Raw genomic sequence first — 15,810 nt, forward strand, 5'->3', positions numbered from 1 at the left:
ATGGAAGCTCGTTTGTTTAAATTATGCTTGATCTCCTCAAGCGTTCTACTTGTCACCGCTTGCGGATCTGACGATAAGAAGAATGAAGCACCGACTATCTCGAGTAATATTGCAGCTAGCTATGCAGAGCGTAGTGACGTAAATATTGCGATTACACTTACCGATAAAGATGGCACTATAAAGTCTTCAAATGTAGTACAAAGTAGCGGTCCTACAGTTAATTTTACTTACGCAAATGGCAGTCTCAGTTTTACAGCACCCGAAGTTACCGTTGATAGCTCTGTCGCATTTACTGTCACCGCAACTGATAACGATAACGCTCAATCAACCCTAAATATCAGTACTAACATTGCAGATGTAAACCGAGCTCCATTAGTAAACCTAAATAAAGTTGATGTTGAGTTTAATCAACTACTTGAATTTGACTTAGGCATTACCGACCCCGATGGTGATGACGTTCAAGTAGCAATCAAAACAGCACCTGAAAATGGCGAATTAACATTACTTGAAGATAATCGTTTTACCTATGCACCTAGCTTAAACAATACAAGCGACCAACAGTTTGAAATTACCCTAAGCGATGGTGATTTAACGACAACAAGCATTATCAATATTGACTTAATTGATACCAGCGCGCCCGTGATTCAATCTTACACACCTGAATTAAACGCGAAGATGATTGCAGCCTCATCTCAAATCGAAATTGCATTTGATGATGTATTAGCGGTAGATAGTTTAACCGTAAACAGCGATACCAACTGTTCAGGCAATATCCAGCTGAGTAATGATGACTTTGTTACGTGTGCACCAATTAGCCTTGCAACTGCATCTACAGATACCAGCAACACAGTAGTTACGCTTACACCAAGTGCAGCACTTGCTTATGCCAGTGATTATCAAGTAAAAGTAACTAATAGTGTTACCAACTTCCACGGTACTGCGCTCAGCGCAGAAGTAAGCTTCTCATTTAGAACTGAAAACCAAGATCTGCTTATATCGGAAGTGTCATCATCTAAATGGTGGGATGATAATCGTTGGGTAGAAGTCTATAACGGCACAGCAAACCCAATTTCTTTAGCCAACTATCAGATTGTTGCAGAAAGCATTAACTACAATGATTGGAGTGATACTGGCATAAGAGCATTCTCTTTATCTGATAAGACCCTCGCACCAGGCGAATTTATGGTTCTACAAGCAAAGCATGGTAACGGTTACTGGCAACAAAGCGTTGCTGAATCCGCGCAGCTAATGTTAATTTCGGACGAATCAAATATTCATCCTGAATGGTATTACGCCGGTGGTTTTGTTGAACTACAAACAACAACGGGTACCACTATCGATTTTGTGAGCTTTGGTGAAAATGCATATTTACCTACTGATGAAACACAATGGCTAGCGGGCACAAATGCATCAGCGATGGAAGAAAACTTAGGCATGAGTGTAGTACGCTCACAACTTGATGCTGACACAAATTCAGCTGAAGATTGGCAAGTAAGCTACTACATGACTCCAGGTGGGCAAAACGACATTGCCTGTAATACCGACGAAGATAATGACGGTATCCCAGACTGTGCTGAACAAGAAGGTGCAACCTTTGCCGGTTTACCTTTATATGAGTGGGGTGCACGTGCAGGACAACGCGACCTATTTATCGAAGTTGATTACATGGAAAGTAATGACCCAGGTGTTAAGCTTCATCGCCAAGCGCTCGATTCGGTAAAAGCAGCATTTGCAGCGCAAAATATTGCCGTACATTTTGATGCTGGTGATTTATTTCATCAAGCTGAAGGCATTTCACCTGCCGACTATGATTTAGGTGGTGGTAACCAAGTTGCATTTTATGCACAAACCAATTTTATTGGATCTGAACAAGCACCAAGTGTACTTGATCATAAAGTGAAAAATTTTGATATCAAACGCCGTCCAATTTTCCACTACATGCTAATGGCAAATAGCCAAAATGAAGATGGTTCAGCTGGTTCTTCTGGCTATGCGGAAATTAATGGTAACGATTTTATAATTACTATGGGTAACTGGGGTTTTAGCTTAGAAACTGAAGTTGACCGTAATATCGTATACAACATGCAAGCGGGCACGATTATGCATGAGCTTGGTCACAACCTAGGGCTTGGTCATGGTGGTAATAACCACACCAACAATAAACCTAATCACTACAGTGTGATGAACTACTTATATCAACTAAATGGCTTATCTACCATTGGTGATAATGAAGGTGACCGCTACCATCGTCGTTTTTACTACGGCAATGCAAATTGCTTCCCTGATGGTAAAGAACTAACTTACGGTTTTACATCTGCACCAAGTGATTTCAAAATTAGCTATTCGCATGGCACTAACGCTACGATTGATGAAATGCAAATCGACGAAAGCCTTGGCTTAGCAAACCCGCAATCAAACCCAGTGGATTTTGACTGTAATGGTAGCAGCTCTGATACATTAGTTAATTTTGATCTTAACAATGATGGCAGATTATCATCAGATCTTAATGACTTTGATGAGTGGAGCAACCTAGTTCTTGACTTCACACGCTATTGGAGTGGTGCAAATGGTGGTGCTACGCTTTCAACACATGAACAACAAAAGCCACAAAATGTTATGGACTCTGATGTTCAAGAAATTATTGTCGAGCAAGCGCCTTCTAAGGCATTGTTAAAAATGATTTCAACTGCTGGTAAATAAAATGAAAAGAGTAGCAATTGCACTATTTTTGTTACTCTTGGTGGGCTGCTTTGATAGCAGCTCGCCAGACTGGCAACTCTCAGAAACAGGATTAAGTTACAAAACAACACCTGTCGATTTTAACAATAAAGCACTATCAAATTGCGAAGATTGCGAATTTAAACAAGTAACACAACATTCACCGCTTGGGCCATCAAAGCTTAGTTATGTTTACCAGCATGACAAACTTATTGCTGCATTTGGCAAAAGTGCAAATCAAGAAATCACTTTTCCAAATAATTCTGGTAAAACGGTGTTTAAGGTAAAACAGCAAAATGATGTTTGGCAGCTGCAAAGCGATACACAAAGCTATGCTTTAAGCGAAAACCAAGTAACAACCATCAGTGTGTATGGTAAAACATATCAACTTCTACCTCTAAATTTAGAAAGTAAAGAGCTTGCATATATTTGGTTAAAACAATCATCATAATTGGTCATTAATAATTTTTGGGGAAACAATGAAAGTATATTTATCAGGTGAAATTCACAGCGACTGGCGCGAGCAAATAATTTCTGGCTGCCAATCAAAAGGCCTCGATATTACCTTTGTTTCGCCCAATACCGACCATGAATCCAGTGATGCTGCAGGCGATTGCCTAGGTGAAGAAAGTAATTCATTTTGGCGCGATCACAAGTCGGCAAAAGTTAATGCAATCCGTATTCAAAACGCTATTAAATCATGTGATTTAGCGATTATTCGCTTTGGCGATAAATACAAACAGTGGAATGCGGCGTTTGATGCGGGTTACTGCGCAGCATTAGGCAAACCTTACATTACACTTCACAGCGAAGACATTGTGCATGCACTTAAAGAAGTAGACGGTAGCGCACAAGCCTGGGCAACTTCGCCATCACAAATTGTTGAGATACTAGCGTATACCTTAAAGCCATGAGCCAGACACTATTTGATAACCTGCAACTTGGTGGGCTCACCCTACAAAACCGAATAGTAATGGCACCGATGACCCGCTCTCGAGCCACGCAACCGGGTAATATTCCTAACGATTTAATGGCAGAATATTATGCTCAACGTGCCAGTGCGGGCCTGATTATTACAGAAGGTGCACCTATTTCACCCGTTGCACGCGGTTATTCGCTTACACCCGGTATTTATACTGAAGAGCAAATAACTGGCTGGCAAAAAGTAACAGAGGCGGTGCATGAACGCGGTGGCAAAATTTTTATTCAGCTGTGGCATGTTGGCAGGCGCTCAAGCACTGCGATTGAAGGCTTACAGCCCTTGGCACCTTCAGCACTTAAAGAGCCCGATAAAGTATATGGCCCAATGGCTAATGGCGAGCTAGGCATGATAGACACCACAATGCCAAAAGCCATGGATCTAAGCGATATTCAAAACACAATTGATGACTTTGTGATTGCTGCTAAAAATGCCATGCGAGCAGGGTTTGATGGCGTTGAAATTCATGGTGCACATGGTTATTTGCTTGATCAGTTTATGCGCCGATATGCCAATCAGCGTGATGATCAATACGGCGGCTCAATTGAAAATCGCATTCGCTTAACTGTCGATGTTTGCAACGCCGTTGCCAATGCTATTGGCAGTGATAAAGTGGGGCTGCGTATTTCACCATTTGTTTCTAGCAGCTTCCAACAGCATGACAGTGAGATGCCAAAACTCACTCTTGCACTTTTAAAGGCGCTCGCACCGTTACACTTAGCTTATTTACATTTATCTGAAAATATTGGCAATCACCAACCGATTAGCGACTCATTTAGAAAGCAAATACGATTGCTTTATCCGCACCCGATAATGCTTGCCGGCGGCCTGACACAAAAACGCTCCGAGCAGTTTCTAAAGCATGGCTTTGCAGAACTATTCGCGTTTGGTACAGCATATATTTGCAACCCAAATTTGGTAGAAAAAATGGCGCAAAACTTGCCATTAAACACCTTACCAAAAAATGCTCACAATACTTTTTATGGTGGCGGCAAAGAGGGTTATACCGATTATTGAAACATTTGCAGTTTCAAATAAAAGCAATTACTCTAAAAGCTCTCACTCATCTACAAGGAATCAAGATGAATAAAAAACTCCTTTTAATTTCACCTCTTATTGCAAGCTTAACGGCGTGCGCAATGTTCCCTTTCGAAAAAGAAGTACAAGACGGTCATTTCCGCGTTGAGAATTTCAGTTACGATCATATGAATGACACCAAAGAATACGTGTATTTAATGTGTCATAACAAAAAGCCTACGGGTTGGATTGCGGCAAGGCAATACCCTGCTGGCGAGCACGACCTTTGGGTGAAAGCAACATATCAAAATGTCGGTGTTTTACACTCTTACCGTGAGGCTTACGTTAACTTCAAAATGGATTTTCCTGAAGGTGGAAATTACCAGCTTGCTCACGAAATTAACAATGAAAACATTTCGGTATGGCTACAAGATGTAGAGACTAAAGAAAAAGCCTCTGAAGTAATCACAAAGCCGCTTGCTCATCACAATGTGGGTGATAACGGTAAGCTCATTCAGCAATGCAAACAAGGTACTGTATAAATGCAATTTGAGCGTTTAGGGCAACATTCTCCTACTGAAATAACAACATTATTCACTGATGTGTTTAGTAATTCAGAAGGCGCAAATGCGGGCTTACAAATCGGTGCATTAACTGATGAAATGCAGCGTGAATGTAATAGTGATGAATTAATGCCCTTTATCGCTCATCAGCAAGGTTCTTTATTTGCTGCTGTGTTTTTTAGCCAGCTTTATTTCAAACACCCTACCCAAATTAAAGCGATGATCTTATCGCCAATGGCAGTGGCGTCATCGCAACAAGGTAAAGGCATTGGCCAAGAGTTAATCCGCTTTGCCTTAAACGACTTAAAAACTCATGGCGTTGACTTTGTAGTGACCTATGGAGACCCACGTTTTTACAGTAAAACGGGTTTTGAACCGATTTCAGATAAGCAACTTACCCCACCATTTACGCTGTCTTTCCCGCACGGGTGGCAAGCGGTTTCTTTAACAGGTAAGGCGCTCAGTGAACTGGTTGGTGAAATACACTGTGTTGCGCCACTTAACCAAGCTGAGTATTGGTAATACAATGAAAACAATAGGCCTTTTAGGTGGCATGAGTTGGGAGTCAACACTCAACTATTACAAAGCAATTAACCAAGGTGTTAAGGCTGAGCTTGGCGGTTTAAATAGCGCACAAATCTTGCTGTACAGTGTTAATTTTGATCACATCGAAAAGCTACAACGGGCAGGCGAATGGCAGCAAATGGGCGATATGCTCAGTAAGTCAGCACAAGATTTAGAAGCCGCAGGTGCCAATTGCTTGCTTATTTGCACCAACACTATGCATAAAGTGGCGCATCAAATTGAGCAAGCGATTAAAATTCCATTAATACACATCGCTGATGCCACAGCAGCGCAGCTAATCAATGATGGTATTTCACGCGTTGGATTACTTGGTACCGCATTTACCATGGAACAAGGCTTTTATAAAAACCGCCTCACAGAAAAATTTGGTATTGATGTTGTTGTGCCAAATGAAAACGACCGCAGTTTTGTGCATCGCGTTATTTATGATGAGCTCTGCTTAGGTGAGATTAATCTTGAGTCAAAAGAACGCTACCTAAACATAATTAATAAGCTTTATCGCCAAGGTGCACAGGCAATCATTTTAGGCTGCACTGAAATTGCATTATTGGTGTCACAAAACGATACCGAAATTCCGCTTTACGACACCACAACTATTCACGCAGATGCTGCAGTGAAATTTGCACTTAAAAACTAGCTTTTAAGTGCAACAGTCTGTTTTACAAAAGCTCAATTATTGGTGTTTACCAACCTGCCAGCCATTGTGTGTTAGGTGCTCTTTGCCTGCAGCAACAGCGCCCGCTTCCATGGTGGTACCCATGCTATCATTCCAGCGGTTCAAGTAACCAAACAATGAAATTACACCCAAAATTTCAACAAGTTCGCCATCATCCCAATGTTCTTTTAAGTTAGCCGAAATCTCGTCATTAACTGCATTAGGCACACTGGATGCTGCTAAGGCAAATTCAAAGGCGGCTTTTTCTGCATCACTGTATAAATCCGATGTTCTAAATTGCCAAATATGCTTTAAACGCTCATCGCTGCCGCCATAACGCTCGGCCGCTAAAATGGTATGCGCTTCACAATAACGACAGCCCGTATTAGCACTGGTGATATAGCCAATTAATCGCTTTTGCTCTGCTGATACGCGCCCTTCGTTTGCCATTACGGCTTTATTTAAATTAATAAATGCACGGGCAATTTCTGGGCGAATTTGCATGGTTAATACGCTATTTGGGCAAAAGCCTAAGGTTTCGTTAAAGAACTTTGCAAGTTCTGCCACTTCGCTGTCGTGATCCGGTGATAAAGGGGTTACTAACGCCATGCTTGTCTCCTGTTGATTATATTTATGTTGCATATGCAACATAAATATAATCAAGCCAATGGCCACTGTCTATCATTTTAAAAACTTAGTTTTTTATAACCAAAATTACTAACCAAGTATGAATTACTGAAAAGTCTAACCAAATTTTTATATTTTTTAAGATTAGTTTTTGCTTTCACCTTGCTAATAACGCGTTAAACAATCTGTTTGAACGTGAGTTCAAAATATACAATGTAAATAAATTGTTACACACCATCTTTAGGCACTCTCTTGCCTGTATAAAAATAAAGCAAAAATACAAACTGGAATGACCAGTTTATAAATTAAACCAAAAATTGATTCTGAGATGTATCTGAGATTTATTTGTATGCAACAATAACAACAAAGGAAATACCATGAAGATTAAACTTCTTTCGCTGTCCTTATTCTCAACTTTGCTTGCGTCAAGTTACAATGCAAACGCATTTATTGAAGTAAAACCAAACATTGTTGGTGGATCAGAATCAACGCCCTACTCTCGCCCTTATCAAGTCGCACTACTAATGAATGGGCGCCAAGGTTGTGGTGGTACATTAATTAGTAAAGATTGGGTGTTAACCGCAGCACACTGCCTTGATAACGCTTCAACAGCATCATTAACAGTACGTGTTGGCGCACACAGCATAAGCCGTAACGATGGCCAAACCATCGCTGTATCTCAGATAATAAATCACGAATATTGGCGTGGTGCTAATGGCATTCGCAGTGGTTATGATATTGGCCTACTGCGCCTTGCATCACCTGCTAGTAGCGAATATACCCCTGCCAAACTCCCTACACAGCAAATTGAACAAACTTATGCCGATGTTGGCGACCGCGTAACGGTTTCTGGCTGGGGACTTACTTACAATCAAGGCTCACCAAGCGATGTACTTCGCGAGGTACAATTGCCTGTTATTTCTAATAGCAGTTGTTCTAGCCAGCTCAACTACAACATACCAAATTCGGTAATTTGTGGCGGTGGTACAGGTGGCGTTTCAGCATGTAATGGCGACAGTGGTGGCCCATATGCGGTAAAAGTAGGTAATGATTTTTACAGCATTGGTACGGTAAGTTGGGGCATTGCATGTAGTGGCGCAACAGCATTTACCCGTACTACCAGTTACCTTGATTGGATCAAACAAAAAACAGGCATAGGTGATGACACAACCGACAACACACCAACTGCTAATTTTAGTTTCACAATTAATGGCTTAACTGCACAGTTTAGCGATTCATCAAGTGATGATAATGGCATAAACAGCTATCAATGGGACTTTGGTGATGGCAGCTCAAGCCAGCAGCAAAACCCAAGCCACCAATATCAGCAAGCGGGTACCTACACCGTAAAATTAACCGTGGTTGATACAGCAAATCAAAGCAACAGCTTAACTAAGTCGGTTACTGTGTCTGAGGGTAATCAATCTGGCTGTGATGGTTTAACTGCATGGTCGTCAACGCAATCGTATGCACTGGGTGACAAAGTAAGCTTTAATGGTCGTAAATACGAAGCTACTTGGTGGTCTACAGGCGCACAACCCGATGTTTACAGCAATGTATGGCGTGACTCAGGTACCTGTGGCACAACAGGTGGCGACCAAGCACCTAGTGCTGATTTTAGCTTTAGCGTAAGTGGCTCTACTGTGCAATTTAGCAACCTTTCATCAGATGACAATGGCATTACAAGTGTCGATTGGCGCTTTGGTGATGGCAATACATCGCAAGCGACAAGCCCTTCTCACAGCTACGCTCTAGCGGGTACTTACACTGTGACGTTGACAGTGGTTGATAGCAGCGGTCAAACCGACAGCATTGCAAAAACGCTTACAATTACAGACGGCAACCAGGATAACTGCCAAGCCCCAACATGGGACGCGTTACAGGTGTATTTTGCCGGTGATCAGGTATCGCTTAACAACAAGGTATACCAAGCAAATTGGTGGACTCAAGGCGAGAACCCTGAACAAACAGGTCAATGGGGCGCATGGTCATTAGTTGGTCAGTGCCAATAAACTAAAAGGCGCCAATTGGCGCCTTTTTTCATTTTTAAACCTGCGGTTATAACTGGTGTTCAAAGTACACACGGTAGGTTGACGACCAAATTGGGTGCTCCACTTCCAATAAATAACAGCAAAAGTCATTGGCATTTAACTCAGCAAAATTAAACAAGTAATCTGTCATAGCTTGCATATCACCTTGCAGTGGTGTGCCATTTGGCACAATTTTTAACTCCGGGAATTCCGGCAGTTTTTCGGTCCACATATCATCGGCGCGTAATTTACCTTCTTCTACCTTTTGATTGCCTGCATAACAGCCTACATTTACTAAGCTTTGCATCGCCAATTTCTTTTCTAAAAACACCAACATAAACAGCTTTTTAGTGGGTGTTTTTATAGAGATACTGGTTGAGCTGCAATTGCTTGTTGAGTTAAGCGGATTCGATAATTCATCTGGGTTACTAAATAAAAAAGTGGCATCAAACTGCGTGCTTTCGGGCAAGTTATTAAACACAATACCCGAATTACTCGCAGAGTAGCTTGAATACGCATCAATTAACCCAGGCGTTGAAAACTCTTCTACTACACCCACCTGAAATGCCCCTTTTTGTACCCGAGAATCACCACAAATTGACTCTGGCGATGTAAAGTTTTCAGGTTGCGGATGCGAATAAAATTGAATAAACGGCTGCGCTTCAATGGCGCGTGAAATCCCTTTTTTCGAAATAAGGGCAACTTCATGCAAATATTGGGTGTTAAGCTCGTTCTCGCGCAAAATATAGCAGGCAAATAAACTATTAATTGAGGCACCTAATAACTGCTTTGACGCCAAGTAATGTTGCTCGCGTTTTTCATTAGATGTAAGCGCCCCATGGTTTGCTTTACTTTTAACAACACTGTTGCCCAATAAACGCTTTAGCTCAGCATGGCTGCGCGCATATTTTTTAAGTACCTTAGCAAACACTTCAACAGCTTTTTGCGCCTCTAACAGCACGCTATGTTCAATATTTTGCTGCGCTGCTTTTTGTAAAAACTCTTCTAAGCCTGCTATGCCTGGGAATAAACACAAAGCGTCTTTGCCATCTTTACTTTTATTAATGCCTTCTAAAATGCGCTGACAGTTTGAGCGGTTAAAATCAAGCCAACGCGACATACCATTAATAGAGCCTGCCGATTGCGGAAAATGCTGCACCACCTGCCTAAGTACGCTTTTTAAATTATCGCCTGTTCGATTTAATAAAATCAGATCTTCTTTTTCTAATGTCATTATTATTAATAAAAAAGTAAATACCCCAATAATCTATCACGAGCTTTGTGACCATTCACCCTTAATCATTAAAACCGTAGCGATTAAAAATAAAGCAAGCAGCAGCCACTTTGTCGCAAATTGCAAAACATTTAGATATGCTGCTGCAAAGAAGTCTGAACAAAAGTGCCAATGCACTTTTATTTTGGGAAAAAGCATGACAAGCAATTCGCGTAAAACGGCATTCAATTTAAACAGTAATGTATCTGGCAGTCTCGACCTATACAACCAAGTGCCCTACCGAATTGCCACCGCAAGTAACTTGCTCGCGCTCGATAGAGACGCCAACGTAAAGCACATCACCCACCTAGATACACGCGCCATTCGCGTACTATTAAATATTGGCTCGTACGGCCCAATTAATGCGGCTGATATTGCTTACCAAACACGGCTCGACCCTTACTCAGTTACGCGCGCAATCAATGGCCTGTTAAAAGAAGGGCTTATACAAGCCGCCAACGACCATACCACCAGCCGCAGTAAATTTGTTGAATTAAGCGAAGCTGGCACACCCATTTACCAAAATATTGCTAACTACATGGCCAAACGCTGTGAAGATGTACTGGATGGCATTAGTGATGAAGAGCAAACATTACTGATGACAGTACTTGAGAAAATTGAGCTCAACACCGAGCGCATGCTGGCACAAAACGCGCAAACACTAAAAGACAATGGCGGCACCCCCACGCGCGACCAAAGTGAACAAATTCGTTGGTTTAAACGCACACAAAAGACTTAATCAGAGCACTAATCAAAGAGGACTATTAAAAACTTTGGTTCAGTATAAACACGCTGCATAAAGTAAGCTTTGAGTCTTACCCCGTATTTATAGAAAACTAGCACCTTATGCTATTCAAATGTTCGAGCGATTAAGCTAGGCCAATCAAATAATTGCCAAGCCTTACGTTGTAAGCCTAAAGCTATACTGATAATCTACTGAAATTATTATATAAAAATAATTAGCTAGGTAATTTTTAAGGGATCAATAACAACCTTAAATCGCCATGCACTCAAATAAGCTGTTATGTTTCCAAGGAGAACGGATGCAATTTCTAACCAATATGTTTCAAGATCTTCGAATATCTAAAAATTCTGTTGAAGGTAGTCAAACAAAAATTCGTTCGTATCAAAATGAAGCGCATGTTGACACTCTTTCCGAAAAAATAGACCAACTTTATATTATGAACTTAGCTGCGTTAGAGCTATTAAATGAATTGGGCATTTCTCAAAAACAAATTATGGAGAAAATTGAAGAAATCGATCTTCGAGATGGTAAAGCCGACGGCAAATTAGCACAGCCAACTGAGTGTTCTGATTGTGGTCACAGAATTTCAAAGCGTCGTACAAATTGCTTTTATTGTGGAGCAAAAATAAATAATTTAGGTTTCAATGCAACATAACAAGCCCCCTGAATCGGCGTTACTTCTCAAGGAGTAAAATGTGAGTTTCGAGTTAATTTCCCTACTTATTTTCATTTTCTTTTTGGCGTTTATATTTTTTTCATTTTCTAAATGTAGCGGGTGGTTAAAACTGAGTAAGAAGTATGAGGATAGAAGTGAGTTTGATGGCGTGATAATCAAAAATATATCAGCTAAATTTGTTAAAAATATTTATTTCAATGGAATATTAAATATTGGTGTTAACGACAAATTCCTTCATTTATCGATAAATCCATTTTTTAAACTCTTTACGCCAAGTTTGCTTGTACCACTCGACGATCTGTCTTTTTCATTTGAAAAGCGTAATGCAATATTCAAATTTAAAATAAAATTTAAAGAGTCACCTGATATATTTTTTTGTATTACAAAAAGAAACGCTGAAAAATTGGGACTAGAGATATAACAGACCAATAAAATTATGGCGCTAAAACCAGTTTACTCGGTTCTGCGTTATTTCACTCATTTGAGTCAATTGTTATTTAGCCGCTTGGCAAAATCGTTAGCCATAAAAAGAGACAGAGGACGTTTTACCAAAGCAAGCGCATATGCTTAACATTGTTCACGTAACAACATGATGTTAATCTACTGAAATTATTAAATAAAAGCTTTTTGGTATTTTGAAATACTTACCAACAAATGGAGATGAAAGTGAGTAGTACTGAAATGGAAACTTCCGAATCACAACACCAATATGTCGGTTTTTGGGCACGTTTTGGCGCCTCAATTATTGACACAATCTTAGTCATAATGATTACTTACCCTTTGCTCTATTCAATCTATGGCAATGAGTTTTGGGAAACAGATCTATTCATAATGGGACTGCCCGATTTTATAATTAGCTGGGTTTTCCCAATAGCTGCGACTGTTCTTTTTTGGGTTTATAAATCAGCCACGCCAGGCAAAATGGCGTTAAAAGCTAAAGTAGTAGATGCTAAAACAGGCAATGCGCCTTCCACTCAACAATCAATTATTCGTTATGTTGGCTACTACATTTCATTATTTCCCCTCGGCTTAGGCTTTATTTGGGTCGCTTTTGATGCAAAAAAACAAGGCTGGCATGACAAAATTGCAGGCACAGTAGTCGTTCGTCGATAGAAATCAACGACTGTGACCTTATTGATTAACGCTAAATCAGCCTCTTAACAGCGCGTTTAATTACCGAATGGAATCAAGGTGAAAACACTCAAAAGAATTCTATATATGCCGTTTGAAGCATACCTTTATGGCTCTGCTTATTTAGTTCATACATGGCTATATATTCAGATAATTTTTTCTTCGACTGCAATTTTTGCAATGATAAGTTGTGTTAGCTTTTCATTTTTAGAAATTGAACACGCTCTGTATATAGTTTACGCATCATCATTTTTAGGCTTCATTTTTGGCATCTTATGGGCCGAAAAAGAAAGGAAAACACATGGAATTATCAACTTTCACGGTTATTTACTTTCCACACCTGAAATTGAAGGGTGGAAAGATAAGCATGGTAAACCAGTTGATAAACGGTAATTTAACAAACTAGGAAAATATTAAACTAACGCTTGTTTTATGCCCATGTTAGTCAAATTAAAACCGCCTATTTGAGGGCGTTAAACTTTAAGGAAACCCATGAAAAGATATTTTATTTCAACTTTATTCGTTTTTTTGTCGTGTAATGTATTTGCACAGGATGCAAAGCAGGTTTGTAATGAGTTAAAGCCTGTTGTGATGGATTTGCAAAAGCAATCTCCTATCGATGTTGACTACATGACTAAGTTAATTGGCGTTCAGGCAATTTACGCAGTTAATCGTTGTTTACTCAATTACAATTACATAATTAACTCTGAATCTTTTTTAAATGAAATGATGCAGACTAATAATCAAACTAAAGAACAAAACGTATCTTTTTTACAAACACAAGATGGTTTAAATACCATGCAGTCAGTTTTTGATGGTATTGCCAAAAATGCAGCAAATGCGCACTTTAAACCATTCATCAATATTAAAGGTGTGACTATTACTTATTCGTATTCATTTGATAATACGGATATTCCTTCTGTAGTCGCAACTGTGATGGAAAATAAATAAAAACGAGCGAATTGAAAGTCGAATAAAGCTTGCCGCTATTTTACTGAGCTTTATAACTTAGCCAATGGTTGCTTAATGCTAAGGCAGCGTTATACGTAAATGGAGTTAATATGAAAAACCAAGGAAAACTGTTCTTCTTCTGCGGCAAGATGGGTGCAGGAAAATCGACAAAAGCTAAAATGGTCGCTGCTGACAATAATGCCGTGCTTCTTTCAGAAGATGATTGGTTAGCTGCACATTACCCCTCGCAAATTCACACCTTTGACGACTACATTAAATACGCAAACATCATTAAGCCATTTATCAAAATTCATGTTCAAAGCTTGCTAAAAACTGGGGTTAATGTGGTTATGGATTTTCCAGCCAATACCACAAAGCAACGCGCATGGTTTGTGGCGCTTTGCGCCGAAAGCAACACTCAATATGAGCTTTGGTATTTAGAGCGTACTGATGAAACCTGTTTAACCCAAATAGCTAAACGCCGAATTGAACAACCACAAAGAGCAAAGTTTGATACTGAAGCGGTTTTTCATCAGGTAACCCAATATTTTGAAGCGCCAACAGCGAGTGAAAACCTTAATCTGGTATGTGTTTAATCACACGCATTAAAGCTGTTTTAATTAAGGTTAGTTATGCTATGAAATTTAGATTTATTGCTGCCATTATATGCACCGGCCTATCTTTTATGGCGATAGGCTTGTCATTAAAAATAGCTTTCCCTTTATTCATTCCTGCATGGGCATTATATGGTTTAATTTTATTTTTTGGGTAAGGGATAATCGCGCACCAAAAGCACTCGTTGTTATAGGGTCGCTGGTTGGCACTTTATCAGTCGTTTTTTCAGCGTTCACCGCTCTCTTTTGGGCGTTTCCATCAATATTATTAATGCTCCATGTAGCAAAGTGCTCTTTTTGGCCGCAAACACCTGCAAAATAAACATTTAGTACTCTTGCACACCTAAGTGCTACTACTTAAAACGGCTACAACTTGGCTAAATAATAAAACGTGTTTTGTGTAAGCAAACTCATATTTTTAGTTAATTACCAAAACGGTACGTTATGTAACGCTACCAAAGGCTCGATTACATAATTAAAATTTACAACACCTTGTTATAGTCAAATAAATTGATCACTATAAATTATAAAACCAGTCCTAAGGGCACAATTAAGTGTTGACGCGGTTAAAACCTACCAAGTTTTACATTGTTAGTGTGAATTTATGCTGATAATCTATTGAAAAAAATAAGATAAAGTTACTTATTGTTATGCAAACTTTAGGTTGTAGATAACTTCCTTAAATTGAAACACGCACTAATAAGCTGTTACGTTGCTCTTGAGGCTAATTGATGACATACCAAATCCACGAAAAAGAATTACAAAATGTCTTAAACCTCAATGCTAAAGAGCGATATGAACATTTCATAGGCAAGACCTGCGATTAGGAGGAGGTTTGGTTACTTTCCGATTCAAAACAATGTGTATTGAAAGTTGCCGTTGAAGGTATCGAATATATCCCAGTGTGGCCTCACCCTGATTATGCTATAGCATTTGCTAAAGACTCATATTCAGAATATAGGCCAGCTCAACTTGATATCTATAGCTTTGTTGATAGTTTTCTGAAAGAGTTTGTTGGGCTAAATATAAAAATTGGCGTTCTTCCTAATCTTGAAACTACGGTTTGGTTAATGACACCTGAAGACCTACAGGAAGATATTTCAGACGAGCTTGAGCAGTATGAGTGAGCTACATAACAAAGTTGTAAACATGGACAAAAACAGTTGGCTTTGTTCGTGCCTCACAAAGTTTTAGCCAACTTTTTTAGCCGGTTACAACGGCGTTAAGGTTACAAGGAATATTTTCG

The 15,810-nt window shown here is 39.7% G+C and carries 17 protein-coding genes and 1 pseudogene; 16 read left to right on the plus strand and 2 right to left on the minus strand.

What is annotated here, in order from left to right:
- The 7 genes from AAEU29_RS08000 (at position 1) to AAEU29_RS08030 (ending at position 6,499) form a co-directional block, all read left to right on the plus strand.
- Positions 1-2,700 carry an Ig-like domain-containing protein gene (locus tag AAEU29_RS08000; protein ID WP_421972828.1) on the plus strand — a complete coding sequence of 900 codons (2,700 nt, stop codon included), beginning with the start codon at positions 1-3 and terminating at the stop codon, positions 2,698-2,700.
- Between the two features lies 1 nt (position 2,701).
- Complete coding sequence (locus AAEU29_RS08005) at positions 2,702-3,169, plus strand: hypothetical protein (protein WP_421972829.1); 468 nt, start codon at positions 2,702-2,704, stop codon at positions 3,167-3,169.
- A 28-nt stretch (positions 3,170-3,197) separates the two neighbouring features.
- Entirely contained in the window at positions 3,198-3,632 is a 435-nt protein-coding gene (locus tag AAEU29_RS08010) for a YtoQ family protein (RefSeq protein ID WP_421972830.1), read from the plus strand.
- Positions 3,629-4,714 (plus strand): alkene reductase, encoded by a 1,086-nt coding sequence (locus AAEU29_RS08015; protein WP_421972831.1) that lies wholly within the window; start codon positions 3,629-3,631, stop codon positions 4,712-4,714. Before AAEU29_RS08010 ends, AAEU29_RS08015 begins: the two co-directional genes overlap by 4 nt.
- Before the next feature lie 65 nt (positions 4,715-4,779).
- On the plus strand, positions 4,780-5,256 hold the full coding sequence (locus tag AAEU29_RS08020) for a hypothetical protein (protein WP_421972832.1): 477 nt from the start codon (positions 4,780-4,782) through the stop codon (positions 5,254-5,256).
- Positions 5,257-5,799, plus strand: a complete 543-nt coding sequence (locus tag AAEU29_RS08025) for a GNAT family N-acetyltransferase (RefSeq protein WP_421972833.1) — start codon at positions 5,257-5,259, stop codon at positions 5,797-5,799.
- A gap of 4 nt (positions 5,800-5,803) precedes the next feature.
- A complete protein-coding gene (locus AAEU29_RS08030; protein WP_421972834.1) occupies positions 5,804-6,499 on the plus strand; it encodes an aspartate/glutamate racemase family protein in 696 nt (231 codons plus the stop codon).
- 36 nt (positions 6,500-6,535) lie between these two features.
- On the opposite strand, the gene AAEU29_RS08035 is transcribed toward AAEU29_RS08030, so the two are convergent.
- Positions 6,536-7,126 (minus strand): carboxymuconolactone decarboxylase family protein, encoded by a 591-nt coding sequence (locus AAEU29_RS08035; RefSeq protein ID WP_421972835.1) that lies wholly within the window; start codon positions 7,124-7,126, stop codon positions 6,536-6,538.
- A gap of 395 nt (positions 7,127-7,521) precedes the next feature.
- Between AAEU29_RS08035 and AAEU29_RS08040 the strand changes: the two genes are divergently transcribed.
- Positions 7,522-9,156 carry a trypsin-like serine protease gene (locus tag AAEU29_RS08040; RefSeq protein ID WP_421972836.1) on the plus strand — a complete coding sequence of 545 codons (1,635 nt, stop codon included), beginning with the start codon at positions 7,522-7,524 and terminating at the stop codon, positions 9,154-9,156.
- A gap of 46 nt (positions 9,157-9,202) precedes the next feature.
- Here AAEU29_RS08040 and AAEU29_RS08045 read toward each other — a convergent pair whose 3' ends face one another.
- Complete coding sequence (locus AAEU29_RS08045) at positions 9,203-10,408, minus strand: hypothetical protein (protein WP_421972837.1); 1,206 nt, start codon at positions 10,406-10,408, stop codon at positions 9,203-9,205.
- A gap of 196 nt (positions 10,409-10,604) precedes the next feature.
- On the opposite strand from AAEU29_RS08045, the gene AAEU29_RS08050 reads away from it, so the two are divergent.
- From AAEU29_RS08050 to AAEU29_RS08085, 8 genes and pseudogenes are all read left to right on the plus strand, one after another.
- Complete coding sequence (locus AAEU29_RS08050) at positions 10,605-11,186, plus strand: MarR family winged helix-turn-helix transcriptional regulator (protein WP_421972838.1); 582 nt, start codon at positions 10,605-10,607, stop codon at positions 11,184-11,186.
- 304 nt (positions 11,187-11,490) lie between these two features.
- Complete coding sequence (locus AAEU29_RS08055) at positions 11,491-11,847, plus strand: zinc ribbon domain-containing protein (protein WP_421972839.1); 357 nt, start codon at positions 11,491-11,493, stop codon at positions 11,845-11,847.
- A 40-nt stretch (positions 11,848-11,887) separates the two neighbouring features.
- Complete coding sequence (locus AAEU29_RS08060; RefSeq protein WP_421972840.1) at positions 11,888-12,289, plus strand: hypothetical protein; 402 nt, start codon at positions 11,888-11,890, stop codon at positions 12,287-12,289.
- Between the two features lie 245 nt (positions 12,290-12,534).
- The gene (locus AAEU29_RS08065; RefSeq protein WP_421972841.1) at positions 12,535-12,981 is read left to right on the plus strand and encodes an RDD family protein; all 447 of its coding nucleotides are present in this window, start codon (positions 12,535-12,537) and stop codon (positions 12,979-12,981) included.
- Between the two features lie 78 nt (positions 12,982-13,059).
- A complete protein-coding gene (locus tag AAEU29_RS08070) occupies positions 13,060-13,392 on the plus strand; it encodes a hypothetical protein (RefSeq protein ID WP_421972842.1) in 333 nt (110 codons plus the stop codon).
- 99 nt (positions 13,393-13,491) lie between these two features.
- Positions 13,492-13,950, plus strand: coding sequence for a hypothetical protein (locus AAEU29_RS08075; protein ID WP_421972843.1), 459 nt, complete (start codon positions 13,492-13,494; stop codon positions 13,948-13,950).
- A gap of 110 nt (positions 13,951-14,060) precedes the next feature.
- Positions 14,061-14,546, plus strand: coding sequence for a P-loop nucleotide/nucleoside kinase family protein (locus tag AAEU29_RS08080; RefSeq protein ID WP_421972844.1), 486 nt, complete (start codon positions 14,061-14,063; stop codon positions 14,544-14,546).
- Positions 14,547-15,403: 857 nt separating this feature from the next.
- A pseudogene (locus AAEU29_RS08085) lies at positions 15,404-15,691 on the plus strand (DUF2750 domain-containing protein); the annotation flags it as partial.
- Positions 15,692-15,810 lie beyond the last annotated feature (119 nt).

Origin of the sequence: Pseudoalteromonas aquimarina (assembly GCF_049257255.1) — a bacterium.
GTDB lineage: Bacteria > Pseudomonadota > Gammaproteobacteria > Enterobacterales > Alteromonadaceae > Pseudoalteromonas.